The organism is Rhodococcus sp. USK10, from assembly GCF_019378875.1.
GTDB lineage: Bacteria > Actinomycetota > Actinomycetes > Mycobacteriales > Mycobacteriaceae > Rhodococcus_F > Rhodococcus_F pseudokoreensis.
On the sequence record NZ_CP076048.1, the window covers coordinates 5,578,500 to 5,601,855 of the forward strand.

Below are 23,356 nucleotides of genomic sequence, written 5' to 3' on the forward strand. Positions count from 1 at the left end.
CATGGCGGTTCGCGAGTCGGAAGCACGCCGATCCGAGATCGTGCGGCTGGCCCGGTCGAGCGGGTTGGCCAGCGTCGACGACCTGTCCGCGCAGTTCGGGGTCACCGCCTCCACCATCCGGCGGGACCTGAGCCAGCTCACGTCCCAGGGCCTGATCGCCCGCACCTACGGTGGCGCCATCGCGCTCGACCCCCAGCAGGAATCGTCACTCCGCCAGCGTGCTCTGGAGGGTTTCGACGCGAAGCGTGCGATCGCGGAATGGGCCGCGAGCCAGGTCCGGCCGGGCGAGACCATCCTGCTCGACGCCGGCACCACGGTGGGTGCGATGGGGGAGTTTCTGCGCGACATCGACGACATCACCGTCATCGCGGCCGGTCTGACCGCCCTCGAATCGCTCGCCGACGCCGACTCCGTGCGGGTCGAGTGCATCGGCGGAACACTCCGCCATCTCAGTCAGGGGTTCGTCGGACCGCTGGCGGAGGCCACCCTCCAACGTGTCACGTTCGACCGCGCGTTCCTGGGGGCGGATGCCGTCACCGCGGATCTCGGCATCTGCGAGGCCGAACTGGAGCAGACGCGCCTCAAGGAAATCATGATCGCCCGTGCGGACGAGGTGTACGTGCTGGCGCACGCGGCGAAACTCGGGCAGCGCCCGTTCCACGCGTGGGCGCCGATCCCACCCGGAACCACCATCGTCACCGACGACTCCGCCGACATCGGGGAGACGGCGTCCTTCGAGGCCGCAGGGATGCGGGTCGTGCGCGTCTGACGCCGGTTTACCGCTTGTCCTTCTTCGCTTGTTTTCGTGCGCCCGCGGCGATGGTGGAGGCTTCGTATTTCTTGCGGCCCGGTGATTCCCGGGTGGCGTCTACGCGGGCCTTGCCGGAGGAGCCGACCTTGCCGTCGCTGTCGCCGAGTTCGCTGAACGAGGGTGAGTCGCTGCGGGCGCGGGCGAGGCGTTGGTCTTTCAGTTCGCGGGCGCTGACCCGCGCCGCGGTCGCCAGTTGCCTGCTCACCCGGCTGAGTGCCGCTTCGAAGGCTTCCGCCTTGTCGGCGTTGCGGACGTTGGCCGCTTTACCGGCCCCACGCGCACCCTTGTCCGCGACCTTCGCCGCGCCTTCCTGGCGGTACAGCTTGACGTGCTTGTTGCGGGCCCGTCGAACTCGGGTGTGCAGCTTGATCAGCTTGTCTTCGTCGAGACCGGACATCTGCGATTTCTTCGTCTCGCGGATCAGCACGTACTCGTCCTCGGACAGGGAATTGAGAATCTTCTTCATGTCGGCTCCGATCCGGCCGCAGGCCGTGAGTTGTTGTCATGGTAACCGGGAAACGTTCGCGTCGGTCTGTTTCGGCAATGCGGTGGGCACCTCCCCGGCGAGACGCTGATTGGTCTGTGCAAGTTGCCATTCCGTCTGCAAGGCCAGCCGCTCGACCTGGTCCGGGTCGAGGCGGTCGCACACGAAATCCCAGTGCACCGCCACCCGGTCGCCCACGACGAGATCGTGCACGAAAGTTCCCTCGGGCACGCGGTAGTCGGCCGGGTCGTCCTGCTCGGGGCCCAGCGACAGCCGCGTCCCGTCCCACGACAGGCGACGGGACCGGACGAGTGCACGATCGACGTCGACGCCCACCACCTCGCCCCAGCGGATGCGGCAGGAGTCGAGAACCTGCACTGGCTGCGGCATTCCGGTGTCCAGCAGCCGAGACCACGGGTACACCCCGAACACGTGGAAGTTGTGGGTGGGCGCCGCCTCCTCGAGCAGGTCCGCGGTGAGGTGCTTCCAGTAGTGGCCGGCCTGCGACGCGAGGCGGGACAGCAGGGCGGAGCCGAACTCGGCCCGGTCGATGTGCTCGGACAGTTCGTCTGCGATCCAGTACCCCCGGACAACCCTCTCGTCCAAGGGGTCCGCGATTCCGGCGAGCCGGGCGATCACCTCCTGGTACGGCCACGCGCCGTTGAACTGCCTCGCCATCGCGACCACATCGGTGTCCGGCGCGCCGCCGCACGCGACGGCCTGCAGTCGCTCCGAGCCCGGAGGACCGCAGTAGCCCAGGGCATTCGGGGCGTGCGCGTACTGGGCGAACACGCGATGCCCGGACGGCATCGAGTGTTCGCGCGCCGTCACCGGTCAGCCTCGCTGACCCAGCAATTGCGCCGTCTCGCGGTGCAGCCTGCCGAAGTTGTAGTACGCGGCGCACGCACCCTCGGGGGAGACCATGCACGTGCCGATCGGAGTTTCCGGGGTGCACGCCGTCCCGAACACCTTGCATTCCCAGGGCTTGATGACGCCCTTGAGGACCTCCCCGCACTGGCAGGCCTTCGGATCAGCCACCCGCACACCCGGCATCGAGAACTTCTCCTCGGCGTCGAACTCGGCGTAGTTCCGGTGGACCTTGAGCGCGCTCTGCGAGATGAAACCGAGTCCGCGCCATTCGAAATGCGGGCGCAGTTCGAACGTCTCGGCCATCAGCTTCAGCGCCTGCACGTTGCCCTCCGCGCGCACCACCCGCTTGTACTGGTTCTCGATCTCGCAGCGGCCCTCGCGAATCTGCTGGAGCAGCATGTGCACCGACGCGAGGATGTCGAGAGGTTCGAAACCCGCGACCACCATCGGTTTCCCGTACACCTCGGACACGAACCGGTACGGCCGCAGCCCCACCACGGTGGACACGTGGCCCGGGCCGAGGAAACCCGACAATCGCAGGTCGGGGGATTCGAGGATCGCCTTGATCGGCGGAACGATCGTGACGTGGTTGCAGAACACGCTGAAGTTCGTCACGCCCAGCGCCCGCGCGCGCACCAGGGTCACCGCGGTGGACGGCGCGGTGGTCTCGAACCCGACGGCGAAGAACACCACCTGGTGGTCGGGGTTGTCGAGGGCCACCTTCAGCGCGTCCAGCGGCGAGTACACGAAGCGCACGTCCGCGCCGCGGGCTTTCGCCTCGATGAGGTTTCCCTTGGATCCGGGCACCCGCATCATGTCGCCGAACGTCGTGAAGATGACACCGGGTTGCTCGGCCAGCCACATGGCGTCGTCGACTCGGCCCATCGGGATGACGCACACCGGACATCCGGGGCCGTGCACCAACTCCACGGACTCCGGAAGCAGGTGTTCGATGCCGTGCCGGTAGATGGTGTGGGTGTGCCCGCCGCACACCTCCATGAACTTGAACTCGTCACCGCGGGCCAGTTCGGTGATGGATTTGACCAGGGCGCGCGCCGCCGCCGGGTCCCGGAATTCGTCGACGAACTTCATCCCTGTTACCTCGTTCTTGCTGTTGTCACGCGATTTCGGACGAGTTGAACGCGTCGATCTCGTTCACGTAGTCGGCGCCCATCTTCTGCACCTGATCCAACGTCAGCTGCGCCTCGATCTCGTCGATCTTCGCCATCGCGAAGCCGACGTGCACGAGCACCCAGTCACCGACGACGAGACCTTCTTCGGCGAGCAGTCGCACACTGATCGTTCTCTGGACGCCGTTCACGTCCACCTTGGCCAGATGCTGTTCGGCGTCGACGATGTCGACCACCTGACCGGGTATCCCCAGACACATCGTGGTTCTCCTTCTCGGGCTGTTCTTCAGCAGATTCGGGGGAGCGGGTCGCCGACGAGCATGTCGACGATCCGGCTGCCGCCGAACGAGGTGCGTAGTGCGACGATGCCCGGCGGTTCGGCCAGGATCTCGCCCACCGCGGTGGCGTCGGCTCCCCGCGGGTGGGCCCGCAGCGCCGCGACGGCCGCGTCCGCCTCGTCCGCCGCGACGATGGCGACGAACTTGCCCTCGTTCGCGACGTACAGCGGGTCGATGCCGAGCATGTCGCAGGCACCGAGAACCTGAGGCTCGATGGGCAGCGACTGCTCGTCGATGATCACGGCGAGTTGTGAGGCGTGGGCCAGTTCGTTGCACACGGTGCCGACGCCGCCGCGGGTGGCGTCCCGCATCCACCGCGTCGACGGGGCCGCCTCCAGCAGCGTCTCCACCAGGGAATTGACGGGCGCCGTGTCGGAGGCGATGTCGGCCTCGATGGCCAGGTCGCCGCGGGCGAGCATCACGGCCATCCCGTGTGCGCCGATGGTGCCCGACAGCAGCACCTTGTCGCCCGCGCGCACGAGGTCGGGCGACAGCCGCCTGCCCTTCGGGATGACACCGACACCGGCGGTGGAGATGTAGACGCCGTCGGCGGCGCCCTTGCCGACGACCTTGGTGTCGCCGGTGACGATCTGCACCCCGGACAGGACGGCCGCCTCGCTCATGTCGGCGACGATCTCCCGCAGTTCGGCGATCGGGAAACCCTCCTCGATGACGAACGCCGCCGACAACCACTTGGGGCGCGCACCGGACACGGCGAGATCGTTGACGGTCCCGTGCACCGCGAGATGCCCGATGGAACCGCCGGGAAACCGCAGCGGCTGAACCACGTACGAGTCGGTGGAGAACGCGAGGCGCTCACCCGAGGGCATGGTGAGCGCGGCGGCGTCACCGAGTTGCTCGAGTTCCTCGTTGCGGAACGCCTCCACGAACACCGCGTCGACGAGCGCGGCCGACGACTTTCCCCCGGCGCCGTGCGCGAGCGTCACCACCTCGTCCAGCAGTCGCGGGCGGCGCTGCCGGAACTTGTCGATCCGCTCCAGCACCCGGTCTTCGCGTTCCGCCGACGTGGCCGGTTCGGTCGTGCTCATGAAGCCTCCACAGAATTCGGAGCGGGCCGCGACATGTGTTCCTGGGCCACCGACCACAACCGGTACCCGAGCATCGCGTGGCTCTCCTGGATCCGGTGGATGCTCTGCGAATGGACGGTGTAGCAGAAGTCGAGTTCGCCTGCGGTCGCCATCGCCGCCATCCGGCCGCCCTCGTGCCCGGCGAACCCGATGGTCAGCAGCCCCCGCTGCTTCGCCTCGGTGAGCGCGGTCATCAGGTCGTCCGAGTTGCCCGACGTCGACAGCGCAATCGCGACGTCGCGGTCCCGGGCGTGGGCGATGATCTGCCGTTTGAAGATCAGGTCGAAGCCCACGTCGTTGCCGAGCGCCGTCACCACGGCCTGATCGGCGGCCAGCGACCAGGCCGCCACCGGCCGTCCTCGGGCAGGACGGCTGAACAGGGAGGCCAGCGTGGCGGCGTCGGTGGAACTGCCGCCGTTGCCGAACGTGTAGAGGCGACCGCCGCGGCGGAACCGGTCGGCCATGTCGATCCCGGCCGCCGTGAGGCCGTCCCCGTACTCGTCGAGGGACTCCTTCTGCAGGCGCGCGCTCTCGGCGGCCTTTCCGCGGGCGGAGGCGGCGAGGTCGTCGAGGAGACTCTGGGCGTCGGTTTCCTCCGAGTCGATGAACGGGTAGAGGAAGCTGGTGCTTTCCGAGTCGTGCGTGGTCATCGGTTCGCCTCCTGGCCCGTGTCGTCGAGCCGAGTGATCGCCGCACCCGCGTGCACGAGCACGAGGTCGTTCGGCTGGACGTCGCCGAGGACGCTGACGTCGACCCACTCCTCGCCGGCGGCCGTGCGGACCAGGGCAGGACCGAGGGGTTCGGCGGGCTCGATGATTACCTCACCGAGACGACCCTCGTCGCTGCATGTGACGCAGACCGTCTCGTCGCACTCCTCGGCGTCGGGCTTCAGCAGTCCAGAGTGCTCGAAGCAGACATGGGTGAGTTCCCACAGCAGGTGGTACATGAGGACGAACCGACCGGTGGCCGGCACCATCGGGTCGTCCGAGTCGACCCAGAGGATGTGGTTCGCCGCGCCTGCCGGTGGCCGCGGGCCCGCCCCGATCCACAGTGTCATCGCCCCCCACGCCGGTGCGCGGCGCATGGCGTCGACCACGGCGGGTTCGTTCGCCGACGCCACCGCCAGCAGGATGTCGCCGGGCCTGCTCGCCACCCGGGCCTGCGCCACCGGATCGGGTTCGACGAGGGCCACCGACGGCAGCGCCCGTTTGCCCATGATCACGGGATGGACGAATTCGACGGCGACGTGATGGGCGTGCGGTTCCCACTGCGGTGAGATCACCCAGAGCGTCGCCCCGTCATGGAATTTGCGGGCGAGCGACAACGCCGCGGCGGCGAGATCCGCGGACAGGTCCGTGTCGACGAGGTGCCCGCCCGCCTCTGCGGTGGTGGTCATTCACTAGCTCCCGTCCCGGGCCGTCCGGTCGGGGGCTGCCGACGTCACGGTCCGCGCATGGTTGCCGCGGCACCGATCACCGCCTGGCCGAGGGAGAGTCCTCCGTCGTTGGGAGGCACCCGGTGGTGGGTGAGGACTCGATAACCGCTGCTCTCCCAGTGTGCTCTCACCAGTGCGAGGAATAAACGGTTTTGAAAGACTCCTCCGGTCAGCCCGATCGTCGACGCACCGGTCGCGGTGGCAGCCCGGTCGACGAGGTGCGCCGTCGCGGCCGCGAGGGCATGGTGGAAGCCGAGCGCGAGCGCCGCGGGCGGGATTCCGTCGCGCAGACTTGTGACAATGCCGGACACCAGAAGAGGCAGAGTGAGCTGGTCGTTCTCCACCTGCATGGTGAGGGGCGCGGGGTGCGGGGCGGTCCGGGCGAGGGCCTCGAGTTCGATGGCCGCCTGCGCCTCGTACGTGACGCGGTGCCGAACCCCGAGCAGCGACGCGACGCCGTCGAACAGGCGGCCCGCGCTCGTCGTCCTGATGCATCCGACACCCGAGACGAGTTGCGATTCCACGGCCGCGCGTTCCGCGGCGGGGATCGCCGTCACGCAGGGCAGTCCGCCGACGTCGGTGATGCCGCACTCGTGCAGCAGCGCGAGTGCCACCCGCACCGGATTCCGGACGGCCGCGTCGCCACCCGGCAGTGAGAACGGCTGCACGTGTCCGACCCGCCGCGAGTCGAGGATGTCCGGGCCGACGAGGAGGAGTTCGCCGCCCCACACGGTGGTGTCGCAGCCGTACCCGGTCCCGTCGAACGCGACACCGAGCACCGTCGTGCCGACCAACCCGTGTTCGGCCATCAGCGACGCGACGTGCGCGTGGTGGTGCTGCACGGTGAGCAGCGGGACGCCGGTGCTGTCGCTGTAGCGCCGAGCCCAGTGGTGCGTCAAATAGCCGGGGTGCCGGTCGGCGACCACGGCCTCCGGGGTGATCCCGTGCAGCTGCGTCAACTGCCGCACCGATGTCTCGAAGGCGCGCTGACTCTCGAGGCTGCCCATGTCTCCGAGGTGCGCCGAACAGAACGCGTAGTCCTGCCGGGTCAGGCAGAAGGTGTTCTTGATCTCCGCGCCCACCGCCAGGATCTCCGGGCCGTGCGCGGGCAGCACCACCGGCAGCGGCGCGAACCCGCGCGAGCGCCGGATCGGCAGCACCGCCGCGTCCGCCACCGCCAGCACGGAATCCTCGCACGGCACCGCGATCCGGCGGTCGTGCATCAGGAACACGTCGGCGATGTCCCGCAGCCGGGTACGGGCGTCGTCGTTGTCGAAACACAGCGGTTCGCCGCTGAGGTTGCCGGACGTCATGACCAGCACCCGCGGTGGGTCGACGTCGCTGCCGGGGGTCCGGGTGAAGAGCAGGTGATGCAGGGGGGTGTACGGCAGCATCACGCCGAGGTCGTCGATCCCGGGCGCGATTCCGTCGGCAATCGTGGCAGTATTCCGCTTGTGCAGCAACAGGATCGGCCGGGCCGCGTGCCGCAGCAGCGCGCTCTCGGGTTCGGAGATCTCGCACAGTTCGGCGGCGATGGACAGGTCTGCCGTCATCACCGCGAACGGCTTGTCCGGGCGGTGCTTGCGTGCCCGGAGGGTCGCCACGGCGGACGCGTCGGCGGCGTCGCACACGAGGTGGAACCCGCCGAGGCCCTTGACCGCCACGATCCGGCCGCCCCGCAACGCCCCCTGCACCGCGGTGATCACGGCGTCGTCCCCGTCCACCCGGCGACCGTCGATCTCGGCGAACAGGTGCGGACCGCAGTCGGGGCAGCACACCGGTTGCGCGTGGAACCGGCGATCGGCAGGGTCGCGGTACTCGGCCAGGCACGCCGCGCACAGCGGGAACTCGGCCATCGTGGTGTTCGGCCGGTCGTAGGGCAGGTCGGTGATCACCGTGAACCGCGGCCCGCAGTTGGTGCAATTGACGAACGGGTGCCGATACCGGCGGTCGTGCGGATCGGCCAGTTCGCGAAGGCAATCCGCGCACGTCGCTACGTCCGGCGACACCAGCGTCCGTGCGCCGGGGACGTGCCTGCTGTCGATGATCCGGAACGACTCGTCCCCGCGCACCGGCACGGGCTGGACCGTCGCGTCCACGATCACGGCCATCGGCGGCGCGTCCGTGCGGAGCCGCCGCACGAACTCCGACACCGACGCGGACTTGCCCTCGATCTCGATGAACACGCTGACGTCGTCGTTGCCGCAGTGGCCGTGCAACCCCAGGTCACCGGCCAGTCGCGCGACGAACGGGCGGAAACCGACCCCCTGCACGACCCCGTGGACCGTGATGCGCGATCGTTCGACCGTCATCCTCGGATGATTCCCCCGCCGAGGTGCGGGGCGCAAGAGCCGCGCCCGCGGTCCGCCTGCCGGATCACTCGCCTTCGACGGTGCGCGCACCGGTGATCGTGTCGATCAGCCCGTAGTCGCGGGCCTCGTCGGCGGTGAGGATCCGGTGGTCCCGCATGTCTGCGATCACCGTGTCGACGGAACGCCGGCAGGAGTCGGCGATCCGCTGCTGGAGTCTGCGCAGCTGTTGCTCGTGCTGTTCCGCGGCGATGGCGACGTCCGACGCCGGGCCGGTGCAGGACGTCCGCGGTTCGAGGAGGTGGAACGTGGCGTGCGCCGCCGCCGTCCGGCGGTCGGCAGGCGCGAGGAGAGCGATCGCCGTTCCGCGGACGTCGCCGCGGCAGTGCACGTGCAGCCGGACGCCCATCAGGTCCAGGGTGTCGAGGAGCGTGGCGGCCGCGTCGACGTCGGCGTCGACGCCGTGCAGCCACAACTGGACCTCGTCGTCGCCGGACGCGTCGAGCAGCGCCAGCGACGCCGCCGCGCGGTTCGTGGCTTCCGCGTCGAGCCGGCCGGTGAGCGAGACGATCCGTTTGTCGAACAGGCGCTCGGCCAGCCAGTCGGGACCACCGGTAGCGCCGACGGACGTGACGGGCATCGGTGCCGACGGTAACCGGGGGTCCGGCTGCCAGGGCGTGTGAAAAGGCGGGACCGACGGTGGGGTGGGTGGTGGCCAGATCATGGTGACTCCCGGTGCGGTGAGATCGTCCAGTCGACCGTCCCGCCCACGGCCTCGGCATACCGTTCGAGTGTCGACAGGCGGGGATCGACGTCGCCGCGTTCGAGCCGTGCCACGGCCGACTGCGACGTGCCCATGTGGGCGGCGATCTCCGTCTGCGTCAGACCCCGCTCGCGGCGGGTGGTGACGAGTTCGTCCAGCAGCGCTCGACGCCGATCGGACAGGTTCCCCAGTCCGGGAAAAGACGTGCGTCGAGGGGTGGTCGACATACCATCGATGGTATCTCGAAAACGGTATACGGAGGGGTGCTCATGGCGAAGGTTCGTGCGGCCGTCATCGGCGGCGGCATCATCGGTCTGGCGGTCGCCCGGGAACTTCTGCACCGGATGGACGCCGTCGAGGTGACGCTGTTCGAGAAGGAAACGCGGGTCGCGGCCCACCAGACCGGGCACAACAGCGGCGTCGTCCACGCCGGTCTGTACTACCCGCCGGGCAGCCTCAAGGCGCGCCTGTGCCGCCGCGGCGTCACCCTCCTGCAGCAGTACGCGCAGGACAAGGGTGTGGCCTACGAGGAGTGCGGCAAAGTGGTGGTCGCCCACGACGCGTCCGAAGTGGGCCGGATGGACGCCATCTTCGACCGGGCGGTGGCCAACGGGGTTCCCGGTATCCGCAAGATCGCGGGGGCGGAGATCCCCGAGATCGAACCGCACGCCCGCGGGGTCGCCGCCGTGCACTCGCCGCACACCGCGATCATCGACTACGTGGCGATCGCGGAGGCCCTCGCCGCGGACATCGCCGCGGCGGGGGGACGCGTGCTGCTCGGCCGGGAGGTCGTGGGTCTGGACAGCCGGGCGTCGGAAACGGTGGTCACCACCGGGCACGGCAGTGAGGTCTTCGACCTGGTGGTCACGTGCGCCGGACTGCAGTCCGACCGGGTGGCGCTGCTGTCGGGTGAACCGCGAACCCCCCGGGTGGTGCCGTTCTTCGGCGACTACTTCCTGCTCGAGCCGGAGCGGTCCTCACTCGTGAAGGGGCTGATCTACCCGGTCCCGGATCCCCGGTACCCGTTCCTCGGTGTCCACCTCACCAAGCGGATCGACGGGCGAATCATGCTCGGGCCGAACGCTTTTCTCTCCCTCGGGCGGGAGGCGTACGACCGTCGGGGGTGGTCGGCATCGGACGTGGTGTCGGCAGTCGGGTTTCCCGGATTCTGGCGGTTCGCCGCGCATAACACCGCGGCGGCGGTCCGCGAGGCCCGCACCGTCCTTAGTACTGGCCAGTTCGTGAAGGAGGCGCAGAAGTATGTGCCCGACGTGCGCCGCTCCGACGTCACCCGCGGCCCCCGGGGCATTCGCGCCCAGGCGATGAACGCCGACGGCAGCCTCGAGGACGACTTCGTCATCACCGGGGGGCACCGCGTGATCCACGTCCGGAACGCGCCCTCCCCGGGTGCGACGTCGTCGCTCGCCATCGCCGAACACGTCGTGACGGAAGTTCTCGAACGCACGACCACGTGACGGTTTACGACGTGGTGTCCCGCCCGAGCGGCAGTCCGTCCTCGAGGAATTCCAGTGCGCGCAGGGCGAGCGGCAGATTCCCCGGCAGCAGATCGACCACACCGAGGACGACGCCGACGATGGCCCCGGCGAGCGCGCGGACCTCGAAGTCGTCGGCGGTGCGCCCGACCCTGCGCGCCGTGACGCCCGCGATCATGTCGATGCTGCGCACCATCTCCTGCATGATGGCCCCGCGCAGTTCCGGGACCGAATACATCAGTTCCTGACGCGTCCGCTCGAACTCCATGTCTGCCTCGGACAGACCGGCGAAAACGGACTCGGCCGCCTTCCGGAACGCGGTGATCAGCGGGACGTCCGGCGGCTGCGCCTCGATGGCCTCGATCATGGGCGGATCGAGATCGTCGGCGAGGACCAGCTGTTCCTTGGTGGGGAAGTACCGGAAGAACGTGCTCGGCGACACGTCCGCGGCCTCCGCGATCTGCTCGATCGTGGTGTCGGCGTAGCCCTGTTCGTGGAACAGCCGAAACGCCTCGGCGCGGATGGTCAGCCGGGTGCGCGCCTTCTTCCGCTCCCGGAGGCCTGGTCGGGCATCAGTGGACATGTACCGATTCTGACTCATCCTGCGCAGGGACCGGGGTATCGCGGGGCGTGAAACGCGCTGCGAGCACGACCGCGACGGCGCAGATTCCCGCGCAGATCCACAGCATGAGGCTCATCCCGGAGACGAAAGATGCCTGGACGTGCTCGAGCATCGACGGGTCGCCGGTTGCCTTGGCCACCGCGACGCCGGCGTTGACGCCGTCGCGGACCGGATTCACGTCCAGTTCGCCCAGTTCGGACCGGTACCGGGTGGCGAGGACGGTGCCGAGCACCGCGACCCCGATCGTGCCGCCCGCCTGTCGCAGCGCCTGGATCAGTGCCGAGCCGGAACCGGACCGTTCGGCCGACAACGCCCCGAGGGCGGCACCCATCGCCGCCGGCATCACGCAACCCATTCCCGCGCCGACGAGCGCGATCCATGTCGCAGTGAACCAGTACGCGGACTCGACGGACGTCAGGGCGCCGGTCGCGAGACCCGCGGTGAGGAGAGTGAACCCGATGACGATGACCGGCCGGGCGCCGGCCCGTCGAAGCAGTTGGTCGCAGAGTCGCGTGCCGACCAGCAGTCCGCCGATCAACGGCAGCAGACGGAGGCCGCTGCCCAGGGCGTCCACGCCGAGCACGGCCTGAAAGTACTGCGGCACCGTGAAGAACAGCCCGAACATCCCGAAGTTGACCAGGGTCGTGAAGATCGTGCCCCAGCGGAATCCGGGGCTGGCGAACAACGACGTGTCGATCAGCGGATGCCGCGACCGCCGTTCCCACATCGCGAACAGCCCGAGCACGACCACGGACGTCGCGATCGACGTCAAGGCCAGTGCGTCGCCCCAGCCGTCCTGGCCGGCCTTGATGAAACCGTAAGTGAGGCTGAGTAATCCGAACGAAGACAGCACGGCGCCGAGGTAGTCGGTGGTCGACCGCTCCTCGCTGCGCGATTCCGGTACCAGGGTCGCGACGGCGATCGCGCCGACGACGACGAGGGGCACGTTGATCAGGAACACCGATCCCCACCAGAAGTGCCCGAGCAGCCAGCCGCCGAGAATCGGGCCGAGGGGCAGGCCGATCGCGGTGGACGTCACCCAGATGGTCAGTGCCCGCGACCGTTCGTCCGCGTCGGGGAACAGGACGGGCAGCACGGCCATCGACAGCGGCATCATCACCGCGGCCCCCAGTCCGAGCAGGGCGCGTCCGGCGATCAGCTGACCCGACGTGCTCGCGTAGCTGCAGAGCAGCGACGCGGCACCGAACAGGACGAGGGCGCCGAGCAGTAGCTTCTTGCGGCCGTATCGGTCGCCGAGCGCCCCGGCGGGCAGCAGCGCCGCGGCGAGGACCAGGGTGTACGCCGAACTGAACCACTGCAGTTGCGAGTTGTCGGCACCGAGATCGACCGCAAGGGTCGGTAGTGCCACCGTCAGGACCGTGATGTCGAGTCCGATGGTCAGCATGGCCACGGACAGGGCGCCGAGCGCCCACCAGCGGCGCGGGGTGACTTCGATGACCGTCGTTTCACTCATGACAGCTCCACTCGAAAGGTAGTTACTATATTTTGATAGTAACTCTCACTTTGTGGCTGTCAAGGGGTCGATGGTGGTCAGCGCCGGCGTAACTGCAGCGTGAAGCCCTCCGGCATGAGGGTGAGCCGTTCGGCGACCTTCAGCCGGTAGTCGGGGTCGCCCACGATGTCGTATCGACGCAGGATCGTGCCGAGAACCAGGACGGCCTCGTGGAGGGCGAACTGTCGTCCGATGCAGGCCCGCTCGCCGGTCCCGAACGGCTTGTACACGTGCGCGGGACGGGACCGGATGCGCTCGGGCAGGAAATGGTCGGGGTCGAACGCCTCCGGGTTCTCACCCCACACGGGGTCGCGGTGCAGGGCGGGGATGAGGACGAGGACCCAGTCGCCGACCTTCATCGGGTACTTGCCGACGAGGGTCGTGTCGACGGTGGCCTCCCGGCCGTACGCGGGCGCCGTCGGCCACAGCCGCAACGATTCGTCCAGTACCCGGCGCACGTAGCGGAGTTTGGCAACCTGCTCGAACGCGGGTTCCTCGTCGCCCCACACCGCATCGACCTCGGCCTGCGCCTTCGCGAGGACGTCGGGATGCCGCGACAGGTAGTACAGGGCGAACGACAGTGCACCGGAGGTGGTTTCGTGCCCCGCAACCAGGAATGTCACCACCTGGTGGCGGATGTTCAACTCGTCGATCCGGTGGGGGTCGTTCTCCCGGGCCGCCCGCAGCATCAGTTCGAGCAGGTCCTCGGGGCCGGCCTCGGCGCTGTCGCGGCGGGCGCGGATCACCTCGTCGACGACCTCGGCCATGTGTTCCAGGTTGGCGACGTTGCGGCGATCCGACCGCCGCACCAGTAGCCGTCCGAGTGGTGTGGACTTCACGAACGTGGTGCGCTGCGAGTGGCTGAGCGCGCCGACCATTGCCTGCACGAACGGGTGCGGGCGCTCGCGTCGGAAGGAATCGAAGGAATAGCTGAACCCGGTCCGGCCGATGGTCTCGAGCGTCAACTTCGTCATGTCGGACGACACGTCGACGGGGGAGTCGCCCACGCGCTCGTCCCAGTGTTCCGTCAGTTCACCGGCAACGTCGAGCATCGTGCGGTGATACGAGCGCATCGCGGATTTCGTGAACGCCGGTGCGAGCAGGTTGTGTGCCTTGCTCCAGTTCGGCTCGTGGTTGTACGCGGTGAACAACCCGTCGCCGCCGACCTCACGCAGCGACGCGACGCCGGGCGCCAGGTGCTTCGCGAACCGGGATTCGTCGGAGAGTTCCGCGACCATGTCGGCGCCGGAGGCGAACACGAACCGGTTGCCGAGAATGTTGCGTTCGAAGATGGGCCCGAGTTTTCTGCCGATCTCCATCGAATTCTGCACGGGAGTGCGGATGCTGATCCCGAACACGTCGCCGAAGACGGGAAGCCGCCATCGGGGATGCGGAATCGTCGCCTCCGCTGTGCTGTGCAGTGATCCGACGCTCATTGTCGACCCCCGTGTCGATGTGGCCCGCGTTACTGAATTGATGTCTAGTACGCAAGGTACGCCTTACTGAACCGGTGTCAAGCAGTACGGTGGCTGGCATGACCAGCGCCCGCCGCCGACTCGCCCCCGAGCAGCGCCGCGCGCAGTTGCTCGACATCGGCGCGCGACTGTTCGCGGACCGCCCGTACGAGGATGTGTGGATCGAGGAGGTCGCCGAACTCGCCGAGGTGTCGCGCGGATTGATGTACCACTACTTCCCGACGAAGCGGGATTTCTTCGCCGCGATCGTCGAACGCGAATCCGAACGACTCCTCGACGTGACGGCCCCCGACGCCGCTCTCCCCGTCGAGGAACAGGTCGCGGCCGGACTCGACGCGTACTTCGAGCACGTCGCGAGCCACCGGCACGGAGTCCGGGCCATCAACCGCGGCGCGCTGTCGGCCGACGCCGACATCCGGGCCATCGTCGATCGGGAACTCGACGCGCAGCAGCGCCGCATCGTCGACGCGCTAGATCCCCCCGCCGGCGAACGGGAACTCGTCGGCGTCGCGGTGCGCGGCTGGATCGCCTTCGTCCGCGCAGTCTGCATGGACTGGCTCGACCACCCCTCGATCGCCGAGAGCGAGCTACGGGAACTCTGCCTCCGCTCGCTGCGAGGCATGCTGGGTGGGCGGCTCGACTGAGCCGGGCACCGGTTGTCTTGCGGCGGTGACGGGTGGCCAAACGCTGGCGTTTATATAAACCAGTTGATACATTTAAGCCGAAATCCGTTCCGCGATCAAGGAGATCCCGCATGAGTGCACCCACCGTCACGTCGCAGGGCAGGGCGACTCCGGCGAAGACCGAGACGGAACTGCGTCGTGAACTCGCGGCGGTGTACCGCCTGCTCGCGCATTTCAAGATGACCGACCTGATCTTCACGCACGTCTCGGTCCGGCTTCCCGGGCCCGAACATCATTTTCTCATCAACCCGTACGGGCTGCTGTTCGAGGAGATCACCGCCTCCAACCTGGTGAAAATCGGGCTCGACGGCGAACTCGTCGAACCGTCCGAATATCACGTCAACCCGGCGGGATTCGTGATCCACGGCGCGATCCACGAGGCCCGGACGGACGCGCAGTGCGTGCTGCACACTCACACGAAGGCCGGGTGCGCGGTGGCCGCACAGGAGCACGGACTGCTGCCGCTCAACCAGATCTCGATGGAGTTCTACAACCGGGTCGGCTACCACGACTACGAGGGCATCGCCCTCAACACGGCCGAGCGCGTCCGGTTGGTCGAGGATCTCGGCGATCACCCTGCGATGATTCTGCGCAACCACGGCCTGCTCACCGTGGGTGAGTCCGCTGCCGAGGCGTTTCTGCGAATGTTCTACCTGGAGAAGGCGTGTGACATCCAGATCGCCGCCCAGGCATCGGGCGACCTGCGTGTGCCGTCGGCCGAGATCGCCGAGCACACCGCGCGGCAATTTGCCGGCGAGGCCACCGACGACTTCGCCGACGACCAGGCCTACGAGATGGCGTGGGCGGCGCTGCTGCGGATGCTGGACCGGACCGCCCCCGACTACAAGAACTGAGAAGGGTGATCACATCCCCGGTGGGGCAACGACTCCCACCGGGGATGCGCCGGTCAGGACCGCGGCGACGTTGCGCGCAGACTGCTCCGCCAGGGTGCGAGCGACCTGCGGCGAGTACCACGCGGCGTGCGGGGTGATCACCAGGTTGGGGAACTGCAGGATCGGATCGTCCGGTGCCGGAGGTTCGTTCGGAAGAACGTCGACGGCCGCACCGGCCAGGTGCCCGCTGCGCAGTGCCGCTCCGAGCGCGCCGTGGTCGACGACTCCGCCGCGGGAAACGTTCACCAGATATCGGCCGGGCCGCATCGTCGCCAGCGCACGCTCGTCGATCAGCCCCCGCGTCTCGGGGGTCAGGGGAACGTGCAGGCTCAGCACGTCCGAGCGGCGCAGTAGTTCGCCGAACCCGACCACCTCGACGCCGTCGGCCGCGAGTTCCGCGGCGCGGTCGCTCAGCCCGCGGCCGCTGACGAGCACGGTCATGCCCACGGCCCGGGCCCGCACCGCGAGTGCGCCGGCGATCCGGCCGAAGCCGTAGAGGCCCAGCACGGTTCCCGCGATGCGCCGTGGCGGTGCGGCCGTGACGTCCCACCCGCCGGCGCGCACGGACCCGTCGAGGGTGTGGGTGGATCGGATCAGCCCGAGGGCGAGCGCGAACGCGTGGTCTGCGACCTCCTCGGTGCAGTAGTCCACTGCCCGCGTGACCCACAGACCGCGTTCGTGCGCCGCCGACACCGGCAGGTGGTCGTACCCGGCGGAGGTGGCCGACAGCAGTCGCAGGTCCGGGAGTTCCGACAGGTGACGCGGCTCGAGTCCGGTGTTTTCCGGACCCACCAGCAGCGCGACGACGCCGGGGCCGGAAGGGAACTCGGACTGATAAACTACGTCTGCGGAAATACCTTCGGCAGCAAGGGAATCGGACAGGATTTCGGCCGGAATGAAGTCGTCGAGGACGACGACACGGTCGGTCATGTGCCCACAGCTCCCGCTTCTTCGGTGGTCCGCCGCACGGCGGCGTCGACGCAGCGCGCGGCCGTGTCCCCGGTGCTGATCGCTTCCATGACAACGGGATCCAGAATGGCCTGCAGTGCAAGGCCATCGGTCAGCGCCACCAGTGCAACGGTGACGGCGTCCGCGTCGAGGTCGGCGGAGACGATGCCCTCCCGCTGAGCGGCGACGACTGTCTCGCGCACGACGCCGCGCCAGCGGGCGAGGAAGCCCGCGATCTCACCGCGGGCCGTGTCCTCGGCCGCCCCCTCCGCGTAGAAGAACAGGAAGACGCGGGTCATCGCGAGTCGGCGTTCGTCGAGCGGCAGGATGCTGGCGGTGATGTTGCGCAGCTTCTCGATCGGACCGGTGCCCTCCTCCTCGAGGATCGTCCGGTACAGGTCACCCTGGATGTCACCGGCCCGGCGAAGCGCCCCGAGGAGCAGTTCGTGCCGGGATCCGAAGTAGTGGTTCAGCACTCCGGTCGACCACCCGCTCTCCTCCGCCACCGCTCGCGTGGTGACGGCGGAGATTCCTTCCCTGGCGATCAACGCGAGCACGGCGTCGGCGAGCGTCTGTCTCCGCTCGTCGTGGTCGACGATCTTCGGCACGGTCATTCCTCCCGGTAGTACGCGCTGTCGCCAATCAGGCTATCGGTGCCGGGGCCCGCTCCGGTTCTTCCTCGTCCTCGGCCTTTCCCGACACTCGCGCGTTCCACACCGACATCACGTTCGCCGGGGTGGGTTCGGTGAACAGGCTGGTGGCCACGAATACCACCAGTGCGCTGACGAGCCCGACGTACACCGGTTCGTTCGCCATGACGTCTCCGACGACGAACATCGTGGCGATGGTCGCGACGGTGCCCACCGCCATGGCGGCCATCGCGGCCGTTCCCGTGGCGCGCTTCCAGACCAGCCCACCGAGGATGGGAACGAGGAGTCCGCCGACCAGGATGTCGTAGGCGATCGTCAGCGCGGAGACGATGTCGTTGATGAGCGCGGCGATCACGATGCTGACGAGGCCGATCACGATCACGTAGAGGCGGTTGCCGCGCACGTCGGCTTCCGGGTCGGACGTGTCGAGTTCCGGCCGGGTGCGGCCGAAGATCTGGGCCACCAGCGGCAGGACGTCCTGGCGGGCGACCGTGGCGGTGGCGATCAGCGCGCCGGACGCGGTCGACATCATCGCGGCCACCGCGGCGGCGAGGACGATGCCGCTGAGGCCGACGGGCAGGACGTGGACGGCGACGTCGGCGTACACGTCGTCGGACGAACCGATGTCCGGCATGAGGGCGGACGCGGCCAGGCCGATCAGTGCGCCCGCGACGCCGTACAGCAGGCAGTAGACGCCGGCGGTGACGCCGCCCCACCGCGCGACCTCCGGCGACTTCGCGGTGAACACGCGCTGCCAGATGTCCTGCCCGATGAGGATGCCGAGTGTGTAGACGACGAAGAACGTGACGATGGTGCCGGTGCCGATGGTGCCGAGCCCGAGTGCCTGTTCGCCGACGCGCTCCTTGATACCGGCGTACCCGCCGGCCTTGCTCCACGTGAACGGGAGGAGCAGGACGAAGACGCCGATGGTCTTGATGACGAACTGGACGACGTCGGTGAGCGTGATCGACCACATGCCGCCCATCGCGGAGTAGACCACGACGATGAGACCGCCGAGGACCACCGACAGGGTCCGGTCGAAGCCGAACAGCACGTTGAAGATGGTGGCGTAGGCAATCGTGGAGGTGACGGTGAGCATCAGGGTGTACGCCATCATCACGAGACCGGACGCGCCGGTGGCGTCGATGCCGTAGCGGAGTTTGAGCATCCCGGAGACGGTGTAGACCTTCAGGCGCTGGATCCGGGCAGCGAAGAGCAGGCTGAGCAGCAGCACGCCGGCGGCGATTGACACGACCAGCCACATTCCGGAGAGTCCGTACTTGTAGCCGAGGCCGACGCCGCCGACGGTGGAGGCGCCGCCGATCACGACGGCCGCCATCGTGCTGGTGTACAGGAATCCGCCGAGACGCCTGCCTGCGACGAGGTACTCGCTGGAGTTGCTCGCGCGGCGTTTGCCCCACCAGCCGAACGCGAGCATCGCGCCCAGGTAGATCAGGATGATGGTGATGTCCATGATGCGTCCTTCACGTGTCCTAGCGGATCGGTGATGACGGGCGCGGGTCCCGTCGGTGCCGGTCTCGTCAGACCGTTGCCCTAGACCGTAGAAGAACATTGACGTGAAATAAATCACTTGATACAAATAATCACTTCAGAAAATCGTGAAGTAATGGTGCGACCCAGCTCACAGCCTGTTTTCGACCCGCCGGAGGAACCCGATGCGCAGCTCGCTGCCCGATCTGAAGCTCCTCCAGATCTTCGCGGCCGTCGTCCGGCACCAGGGGTTCGCCCCCGCCCAGCAGGAACTCGGACTGTCGGCGTCGGCGATCAGCACCTACATGAGCCAGCTCGAACGCCACCTCGGCATCGTCCTGTGCCACCGCGGCCGCGGCGGATTCGGCCTCACCAGCAAGGGCGAGCTCTACCACAAGGAATGCCTCCGCATCCTGGGGGAGCTCGAGGGGTTCGAACGCTACGGCGCCGCGCTGCAGGGCGAACTGCGGGGCACCCTCACCATCGGGGTGCTCGATTCCACCGTCACCGACGCCACCCTGCCGCTCGCCGACGTGATCGGCGTGTTCAGCAAGGACCATCCCGCCGTCTACCTCGACCTGAAGATCCAGACCCCGCACGAGCTGCAGGTCGGAGTGCTCGACGACCGGATCGACGTCGCGGTCGGCGCGTTCGCGTCACCGATGAACGGCCTCGTCTCCCAGGCGCTGCACCGGGAGCAGCACTGGCTGTACTGCAGCGACAAACATCCGCTGTTCGGCAGGAAGCGGGTGCCGCCCGAGGTCATCACGCAACAGCGGATGGTGACCCGCGGCTACTGGTCGGAGCAGGAACTCGCCCGCCAGGGCTTCCCGCAACCGTCGGCGACGGTGGAGAACATGGAAGCGCAGCTCATCCTCGTGCTGTCCGGCGCCTACATCGGCTACCTGCCCGAGCACTACGCGGAGTACTGGGTCGACCGGAACCGGCTGCGCCCGATCCTGCCCGCGTCGTTCGGCTATCAGGCGCCGTTCTCGCTGATCTACCGGCGCGGCCGGGCCCGCGAACCGATGGTCCTCACGTTCCGCGAGTTCGTCCGGACCAGCATGGACAGCTGACCGTCGCTCACGCGGGCGGCCCGGATGTCGGCTGACACCGGCATCCGGGCCGTCTGCACGACCGGCTCGATCACCCCTCGATCGGCGAGAGTGAGCTGAACTCGTCGGGAATCGTCAGTTCCGCTGTGGTGGGATCAGGCGCACCGGGCCCGAAGTGGGCGTACTGCTCGACGTGCTGGTCGAGTGAAAGCGGACTCGGGGTGCCGTAGGTGAAGTACGTTTCCCACGGCAGTTGGGCGCCGCCGACGGCCAAACCGGTGTCGATGTCGGACATCTGCCAGGTCTTGGTTTCGGCGTCCGGGTCGAGATGCAGGTAGCCGGCCTCGCCGAACAGCTCGATGCGGTTTCCGCCCGGCTCGAACACGTACAGAAACTGGCCCTGGGTGATGCCGTGCTTGTCTGGCCCGGCTTCGATCCGAATGTCGTAGTCGCGGAACATCTCCACCGCGTCGAGGTTGTGCTGCCCGGTGCCGTAGTAGAACGCGAGGTGATGCAGCTTGCCGCGGCCGCCGGTCATGTCCCGCATGCAGGCGACCTCGTGGCCGAGGATGTTCGAGCTCATCCACGCGCCGATCTCGACGTTCCCGTCGACGACGCGCTCGGTGGTCCGGAAACCGAGATGTCGTTCGAACGAGTCCTTCACTGCGGTCACGTCGGACGCCATCAGGTTGAGGTGGTCGATCCGCTTGACCGGGATGCCCTGGAGTGGCTTCTTCGACGGACGGGAGAGGATCTTGCTCTGTAGCTCTGGTGGGGCGACGTACTTCTCCACCTCCCACAGCAGTTGCAGGTTGTGCCCGTCCGGGGACTGGAATTCGAAGGTCTTGCCGTAGCCGAATTCGTCCTCGCTCCAACGGCCCTCGACGTTGGAATCCTTCAGCGACTTCGCGCGCCGATCGAGGGCATCGGCGGAACTTGCACGCAGGGCAGCGTGCCCCATGCCTGCTTCGGGCGCCTCGGTGATCTTCAGGCTCCACTGGTACGGATCCTCGTACCCGCGTAGGTAAACCGATTGTCCTTCCCGGCGCGTCACGTACATCCCGAGGAACTTCGTGAAGAAGTCCAGCGTCTCCTGCGGCTTGGGGCTGAACAGTTCGGCCCGGGCGAGATGCGCGATATCGAAACGAGCGTCAGTCATGGCTTCTCCTGGATTTCCGACTTCCGGGCCTGTTGCACCGGTGGTGGTCGATGTCACGAGCGTGGTCGACGCCGGGGGACACGGTCAGCGCTTTTCGCGATAGCCGAAAACCGGTCGCGCAGAGCCTCCGGCTGTCCCGCACCTCCGAATCATCGGTTCGGCACCAGCACATTCTTCCTAGCCTCGGTTCATCACCTCGCCTGCCCAGGGAAGGACTGGAAGATGAGTCGTCAGAGCGCCGCGATCGTCGGATCCGGCAACATCGGTACGGATCTGATGTACAAGCTGCTGCGGTCCGAGCACGTCGAACCCCGCTTCATGGTGGGCATCGACCCCGCCAGCGAAGGCCTGGCCCGCGCCCGGCAGGAAGGCCTCGAAGCCTCCGCCGGCGGGGTGGACTGGCTGCTGTCCCAGCCCGAGCTGCCCGACATCGTCTTCGAGGCCACGTCCGCGAAGATCCACGCCGCCGCCGCACCGCGCTACGCCGAGGCCGGGATCACCGCCATCGACCTCACCCCGGCCTCGGTCGGCCCGTACGTGGTCCCCGCAGTCAACCTCGACGCGCACCTGAGCGCCCCCAACGTGAACATGGTCAGCTGCGCCGGCCAGGCCACCATCCCCATCCTCTACGCCATCAACGAGGTCGCCGACGCCTCCTACGGCGAGATCGTCGCCGCCATCGCCTCCCACAGCGCCGGGCCCGGCACCCGCCAGAACCTCAGCGAATTCAGCGAGAAGACCGGCAAGGCGCTGGCCCAGGTCGCCGGCGCCGACCGCGCCAAGGCGATCTCGGTGATCAACCCGGCCGAACCGCCGATGAACATGCGCGACACCGTCTACGCCAAGGTCCGCAACCCCGACCCGGCCGCCATCGAGCGCGCCGTGATCGACATGGTCGCCAAGGTGCAGCAGTACGTCCCCGGCTACTCGTTGCGCCTGGTCGACGTCGACGGCGACCTGGTCACCGTCATGCTCGAGGTCGTCGGCGCCGGCGACTTCCTGCCCACCTACGCCGGCAACCTCGACATCATCACCGCGGCCGCCGTCCAGGTCGCCGACGTCATGGCCCAGCAGAACCTCGTCCAGGGAGCAGCACAGTGAATACCCCCGCCCAGAAGAAGATCACGATCGTCGACACCACCCTGCGCGACGGCATGTCCTCGGTCTCGCACCAGTTCACCCCGCAGAACGTCGCGGACATCGCCCGCGGACTGGACAAGGCCGGTGTCGGCACCATCGAGGTCGCCCACGGCATCGGACTCGGCGCCTCGTCCATCCAGTACGGGTTCGCCGCCGCCACCGACCCGGACTACGTGCGCGCCGCCGTCGACGCCGTCGAGAACGCCGACATCGCCGCCCTGTACGTCCCCGGTATCGCGACCCTGGCCGAACTGCAGAAGGCCATCGACGCCGGCATCAAGACCGTCCGCGTCGCGGTGCACTGCACCGAGGCCGACTGCGGGCAGCAGCCGGTGGAGTGGGCCAAGGAGCAGGGCCTGACCGTGATGACGTTCCTGATGATGAGCCACAAACTCGCGCCCGAACCGCTCGCCGAGCAGGCCGCCAAACTCGACTCCTACGGCGCCGACGTCGTCTACGTCGTCGACTCCGCCGGCGCCATGGTGCCCCAGCACGCCGGTGACCGGGTCGCCGCCCTGCGGCAGGCGATCACCGCGGACATCGGATTCCACGCCCACAACAACCTCGGCGTCGGAATCGCCAACGCACTCACCGCCGCCGAGAACGGGGCCACCTACATCGACGGGTCCCTGCGCGGGCTCGGTGCCAGCGCCGGCAACGCGCAGACCGAGGTCCTCGCCGCCGCCTTCGAGCGGGCCGGCTGGGACACCGGGGTCGACCTGTTCCCGCTCATCGACACCGCCGAGCACGTCGTCGCGCCGCTGATGAAGGAACCGCAGATCGTCGACGAGACCGCCCTGATCCTCGGCTACGCCGGCGTGTACTCCACCTTCTTCCACCCCACCAAGCGGGCCGCGAAGAAGTTCGGCGTCCCCGCCCGCGACATCCTCATGGAGCTCGGTCGTCGCGGCGTCATCGGCGGCCAGGAAGACATGATCATCGACGTCGCCTCGGAACTGGCCGGCCGCACCTACGAGACCCCGGCCCCGGCCCCGGTCTGAGAACG

24 protein-coding genes are annotated in these 23,356 nt (G+C 68.2%); 7 read left to right on the forward strand and 17 right to left on the reverse strand.

The window, feature by feature from the left end; genetic code table 11:
* The first annotated feature begins 1 nt into the window (after position 1).
* Entirely contained in the window at positions 2 to 769 is a 768-nt protein-coding gene (locus I1A62_RS32900; protein WP_124392171.1) for a DeoR/GlpR family DNA-binding transcription regulator, read from the forward strand.
* A gap of 7 nt (positions 770 to 776) precedes the next feature.
* Here I1A62_RS32900 and I1A62_RS32905 read toward each other — a convergent pair whose 3' ends face one another.
* The 10 genes from I1A62_RS32905 to I1A62_RS32950 all read right to left on the reverse strand — a co-directional run bounded on the left by I1A62_RS32905 (position 777) and on the right by I1A62_RS32950 (position 9,455).
* Positions 777 to 1,277, reverse strand: coding sequence for a hypothetical protein (locus tag I1A62_RS32905; protein ID WP_124392194.1), 501 nt, complete (start codon positions 1,275 to 1,277; stop codon positions 777 to 779).
* Between the two features lie 36 nt (positions 1,278 to 1,313).
* Positions 1,314 to 2,105: a DUF6390 family protein gene (locus I1A62_RS32910; RefSeq protein ID WP_219461556.1), complete on the reverse strand. Its 792-nt coding sequence runs from the start codon at positions 2,103 to 2,105 to the stop codon at positions 1,314 to 1,316.
* A gap of 24 nt (positions 2,106 to 2,129) precedes the next feature.
* Positions 2,130 to 3,257: a hydrogenase formation protein HypD gene (gene hypD / locus I1A62_RS32915; RefSeq protein ID WP_087558187.1), complete on the reverse strand. Its 1,128-nt coding sequence runs from the start codon at positions 3,255 to 3,257 to the stop codon at positions 2,130 to 2,132.
* 25 nt (positions 3,258 to 3,282) lie between these two features.
* Positions 3,283 to 3,555 (reverse strand): HypC/HybG/HupF family hydrogenase formation chaperone, encoded by a 273-nt coding sequence (locus tag I1A62_RS32920; protein WP_005244643.1) that lies wholly within the window; start codon positions 3,553 to 3,555, stop codon positions 3,283 to 3,285.
* 26 nt (positions 3,556 to 3,581) lie between these two features.
* Positions 3,582 to 4,682, reverse strand: coding sequence for a hydrogenase expression/formation protein HypE (gene hypE, locus I1A62_RS32925; protein ID WP_219456494.1), 1,101 nt, complete (start codon positions 4,680 to 4,682; stop codon positions 3,582 to 3,584).
* Positions 4,679 to 5,371: an SIS domain-containing protein gene (locus tag I1A62_RS32930; RefSeq protein ID WP_124392174.1), complete on the reverse strand. Its 693-nt coding sequence runs from the start codon at positions 5,369 to 5,371 to the stop codon at positions 4,679 to 4,681. The genes hypE and I1A62_RS32930 overlap by 4 nt, the downstream gene beginning before the upstream one ends.
* Positions 5,368 to 6,117, reverse strand: coding sequence for a HypC/HybG/HupF family hydrogenase formation chaperone (locus I1A62_RS32935; RefSeq protein ID WP_124392175.1), 750 nt, complete (start codon positions 6,115 to 6,117; stop codon positions 5,368 to 5,370). The genes I1A62_RS32930 and I1A62_RS32935 overlap by 4 nt, the downstream gene beginning before the upstream one ends.
* A gap of 44 nt (positions 6,118 to 6,161) precedes the next feature.
* The gene (gene hypF, locus I1A62_RS32940; RefSeq protein WP_219456497.1) at positions 6,162 to 8,468 is read right to left on the reverse strand and encodes a carbamoyltransferase HypF; all 2,307 of its coding nucleotides are present in this window, start codon (positions 8,466 to 8,468) and stop codon (positions 6,162 to 6,164) included.
* 64 nt (positions 8,469 to 8,532) lie between these two features.
* Positions 8,533 to 9,105 (reverse strand): ATP-dependent Clp protease proteolytic subunit, encoded by a 573-nt coding sequence (locus I1A62_RS32945; protein ID WP_219456498.1) that lies wholly within the window; start codon positions 9,103 to 9,105, stop codon positions 8,533 to 8,535.
* 80 nt (positions 9,106 to 9,185) lie between these two features.
* Positions 9,186 to 9,455, reverse strand: a complete 270-nt coding sequence (locus tag I1A62_RS32950) for a helix-turn-helix transcriptional regulator (protein WP_072938908.1) — start codon at positions 9,453 to 9,455, stop codon at positions 9,186 to 9,188.
* Between the two features lie 42 nt (positions 9,456 to 9,497).
* Here I1A62_RS32950 and lhgO point away from each other — a divergent pair, with 42 nt between their 5' ends.
* Positions 9,498 to 10,703 (forward strand): L-2-hydroxyglutarate oxidase, encoded by a 1,206-nt coding sequence (gene lhgO, locus I1A62_RS32955; RefSeq protein WP_219456499.1) that lies wholly within the window; start codon positions 9,498 to 9,500, stop codon positions 10,701 to 10,703.
* A 4-nt stretch (positions 10,704 to 10,707) separates the two neighbouring features.
* On the opposite strand, the gene I1A62_RS32960 is transcribed toward lhgO, so the two are convergent.
* The 3 genes from I1A62_RS32960 to I1A62_RS32970 form a co-directional block, all read right to left on the reverse strand.
* The gene (locus I1A62_RS32960; RefSeq protein ID WP_072938902.1) at positions 10,708 to 11,304 is read right to left on the reverse strand and encodes a TetR family transcriptional regulator; all 597 of its coding nucleotides are present in this window, start codon (positions 11,302 to 11,304) and stop codon (positions 10,708 to 10,710) included.
* Positions 11,294 to 12,817 carry an MFS transporter gene (locus tag I1A62_RS32965; protein WP_219456501.1) on the reverse strand — a complete coding sequence of 508 codons (1,524 nt, stop codon included), beginning with the start codon at positions 12,815 to 12,817 and terminating at the stop codon, positions 11,294 to 11,296. Before I1A62_RS32965 ends, I1A62_RS32960 begins: the two co-directional genes overlap by 11 nt.
* A 77-nt stretch (positions 12,818 to 12,894) precedes the next feature.
* A complete protein-coding gene (locus tag I1A62_RS32970) occupies positions 12,895 to 14,292 on the reverse strand; it encodes a cytochrome P450 (RefSeq protein WP_124392182.1) in 1,398 nt (465 codons plus the stop codon).
* A 98-nt stretch (positions 14,293 to 14,390) separates the two neighbouring features.
* Here I1A62_RS32970 and I1A62_RS32975 point away from each other — a divergent pair, with 98 nt between their 5' ends.
* Both I1A62_RS32975 and I1A62_RS32980 read left to right on the forward strand, forming a co-directional pair.
* Positions 14,391 to 14,975 carry a TetR/AcrR family transcriptional regulator gene (locus tag I1A62_RS32975; protein WP_219456502.1) on the forward strand — a complete coding sequence of 195 codons (585 nt, stop codon included), beginning with the start codon at positions 14,391 to 14,393 and terminating at the stop codon, positions 14,973 to 14,975.
* Positions 14,976 to 15,085: 110 nt separating this feature from the next.
* A complete protein-coding gene (locus I1A62_RS32980; protein WP_124392184.1) occupies positions 15,086 to 15,868 on the forward strand; it encodes a class II aldolase/adducin family protein in 783 nt (260 codons plus the stop codon).
* Positions 15,869 to 15,877: 9 nt separating this feature from the next.
* On the opposite strand, the gene I1A62_RS32985 is transcribed toward I1A62_RS32980, so the two are convergent.
* The 3 genes from I1A62_RS32985 to I1A62_RS32995 are packed head-to-tail and all read right to left on the reverse strand — an operon-like array spanning position 15,878 to position 18,979.
* Complete coding sequence (locus I1A62_RS32985; protein WP_219456504.1) at positions 15,878 to 16,837, reverse strand: C-terminal binding protein; 960 nt, start codon at positions 16,835 to 16,837, stop codon at positions 15,878 to 15,880.
* Positions 16,834 to 17,469, reverse strand: a complete 636-nt coding sequence (locus tag I1A62_RS32990) for a TetR/AcrR family transcriptional regulator (protein ID WP_219456506.1) — start codon at positions 17,467 to 17,469, stop codon at positions 16,834 to 16,836. The genes I1A62_RS32985 and I1A62_RS32990 overlap by 4 nt, the downstream gene beginning before the upstream one ends.
* Before the next feature lie 28 nt (positions 17,470 to 17,497).
* Positions 17,498 to 18,979 carry a sodium:solute symporter gene (locus I1A62_RS32995; protein WP_124392187.1) on the reverse strand — a complete coding sequence of 494 codons (1,482 nt, stop codon included), beginning with the start codon at positions 18,977 to 18,979 and terminating at the stop codon, positions 17,498 to 17,500.
* Between the two features lie 202 nt (positions 18,980 to 19,181).
* On the opposite strand from I1A62_RS32995, the gene I1A62_RS33000 reads away from it, so the two are divergent.
* Complete coding sequence (locus I1A62_RS33000; protein WP_072938885.1) at positions 19,182 to 20,072, forward strand: LysR family transcriptional regulator; 891 nt, start codon at positions 19,182 to 19,184, stop codon at positions 20,070 to 20,072.
* A gap of 70 nt (positions 20,073 to 20,142) precedes the next feature.
* On the opposite strand, the gene I1A62_RS33005 is transcribed toward I1A62_RS33000, so the two are convergent.
* Positions 20,143 to 21,210: a VOC family protein gene (locus I1A62_RS33005; RefSeq protein WP_124392188.1), complete on the reverse strand. Its 1,068-nt coding sequence runs from the start codon at positions 21,208 to 21,210 to the stop codon at positions 20,143 to 20,145.
* Between the two features lie 222 nt (positions 21,211 to 21,432).
* Here I1A62_RS33005 and I1A62_RS33010 point away from each other — a divergent pair, with 222 nt between their 5' ends.
* Entirely contained in the window at positions 21,433 to 22,311 is an 879-nt protein-coding gene (locus tag I1A62_RS33010; protein ID WP_219456508.1) for an acetaldehyde dehydrogenase (acetylating), read from the forward strand.
* The gene (gene dmpG / locus I1A62_RS33015) at positions 22,308 to 23,351 is read left to right on the forward strand and encodes a 4-hydroxy-2-oxovalerate aldolase (RefSeq protein WP_219456510.1); all 1,044 of its coding nucleotides are present in this window, start codon (positions 22,308 to 22,310) and stop codon (positions 23,349 to 23,351) included. The genes I1A62_RS33010 and dmpG overlap by 4 nt, the downstream gene beginning before the upstream one ends.
* Positions 23,352 to 23,356 lie beyond the last annotated feature (5 nt).

What these genes read in the sequence shown, in the direction of transcription:
- I1A62_RS32985 (WP_219456504.1), bottom strand. Translation starts at nt 16,837, where the DNA reads ATGACCGACCGTGTCGTCGTCCTCGACGACTTCATTCCGGCCGAAATC.
- I1A62_RS32970 (WP_124392182.1), bottom strand. Translation starts at nt 14,292, where the DNA reads ATGAGCGTCGGATCACTGCACAGCACAGCGGAGGCGACGATTCCGCAT.
- I1A62_RS32920 (WP_005244643.1), bottom strand. Translation starts at nt 3,555, where the DNA reads ATGTGTCTGGGGATACCCGGTCAGGTGGTCGACATCGTCGACGCCGAA.
- I1A62_RS32950 (WP_072938908.1), bottom strand. Translation starts at nt 9,455, where the DNA reads ATGTCGACCACCCCTCGACGCACGTCTTTTCCCGGACTGGGGAACCTG.
- I1A62_RS33005 (WP_124392188.1), bottom strand. Translation starts at nt 21,210, where the DNA reads ATGACTGACGCTCGTTTCGATATCGCGCATCTCGCCCGGGCCGAACTG.
- hypE (WP_219456494.1), bottom strand. Translation starts at nt 4,682, where the DNA reads ATGAGCACGACCGAACCGGCCACGTCGGCGGAACGCGAAGACCGGGTG.
- I1A62_RS32960 (WP_072938902.1), bottom strand. Translation starts at nt 11,304, where the DNA reads ATGTCCACTGATGCCCGACCAGGCCTCCGGGAGCGGAAGAAGGCGCGC.
- hypD (WP_087558187.1), bottom strand. Translation starts at nt 3,257, where the DNA reads ATGAAGTTCGTCGACGAATTCCGGGACCCGGCGGCGGCGCGCGCCCTG.
- I1A62_RS32965 (WP_219456501.1), bottom strand. Translation starts at nt 12,817, where the DNA reads ATGAGTGAAACGACGGTCATCGAAGTCACCCCGCGCCGCTGGTGGGCG.
- I1A62_RS32990 (WP_219456506.1), bottom strand. Translation starts at nt 17,469, where the DNA reads ATGACCGTGCCGAAGATCGTCGACCACGACGAGCGGAGACAGACGCTC.
- I1A62_RS32945 (WP_219456498.1), bottom strand. Translation starts at nt 9,105, where the DNA reads ATGCCCGTCACGTCCGTCGGCGCTACCGGTGGTCCCGACTGGCTGGCC.
- I1A62_RS32975 (WP_219456502.1), top strand. Translation starts at nt 14,391, where the DNA reads ATGACCAGCGCCCGCCGCCGACTCGCCCCCGAGCAGCGCCGCGCGCAG.
- lhgO (WP_219456499.1), top strand. Translation starts at nt 9,498, where the DNA reads ATGGCGAAGGTTCGTGCGGCCGTCATCGGCGGCGGCATCATCGGTCTG.
- I1A62_RS33010 (WP_219456508.1), top strand. Translation starts at nt 21,433, where the DNA reads ATGAGTCGTCAGAGCGCCGCGATCGTCGGATCCGGCAACATCGGTACG.
- hypF (WP_219456497.1), bottom strand. Translation starts at nt 8,468, where the DNA reads ATGACGGTCGAACGATCGCGCATCACGGTCCACGGGGTCGTGCAGGGG.
- I1A62_RS32900 (WP_124392171.1), top strand. Translation starts at nt 2, where the DNA reads ATGGCGGTTCGCGAGTCGGAAGCACGCCGATCCGAGATCGTGCGGCTG.
- I1A62_RS32935 (WP_124392175.1), bottom strand. Translation starts at nt 6,117, where the DNA reads ATGACCACCACCGCAGAGGCGGGCGGGCACCTCGTCGACACGGACCTG.
- I1A62_RS32930 (WP_124392174.1), bottom strand. Translation starts at nt 5,371, where the DNA reads ATGACCACGCACGACTCGGAAAGCACCAGCTTCCTCTACCCGTTCATC.
- I1A62_RS33000 (WP_072938885.1), top strand. Translation starts at nt 19,182, where the DNA reads ATGCGCAGCTCGCTGCCCGATCTGAAGCTCCTCCAGATCTTCGCGGCC.
- I1A62_RS32910 (WP_219461556.1), bottom strand. Translation starts at nt 2,105, where the DNA reads ATGCCGTCCGGGCATCGCGTGTTCGCCCAGTACGCGCACGCCCCGAAT.
- I1A62_RS32905 (WP_124392194.1), bottom strand. Translation starts at nt 1,277, where the DNA reads ATGAAGAAGATTCTCAATTCCCTGTCCGAGGACGAGTACGTGCTGATC.
- I1A62_RS32995 (WP_124392187.1), bottom strand. Translation starts at nt 18,979, where the DNA reads ATGGACATCACCATCATCCTGATCTACCTGGGCGCGATGCTCGCGTTC.
- I1A62_RS32980 (WP_124392184.1), top strand. Translation starts at nt 15,086, where the DNA reads ATGAGTGCACCCACCGTCACGTCGCAGGGCAGGGCGACTCCGGCGAAG.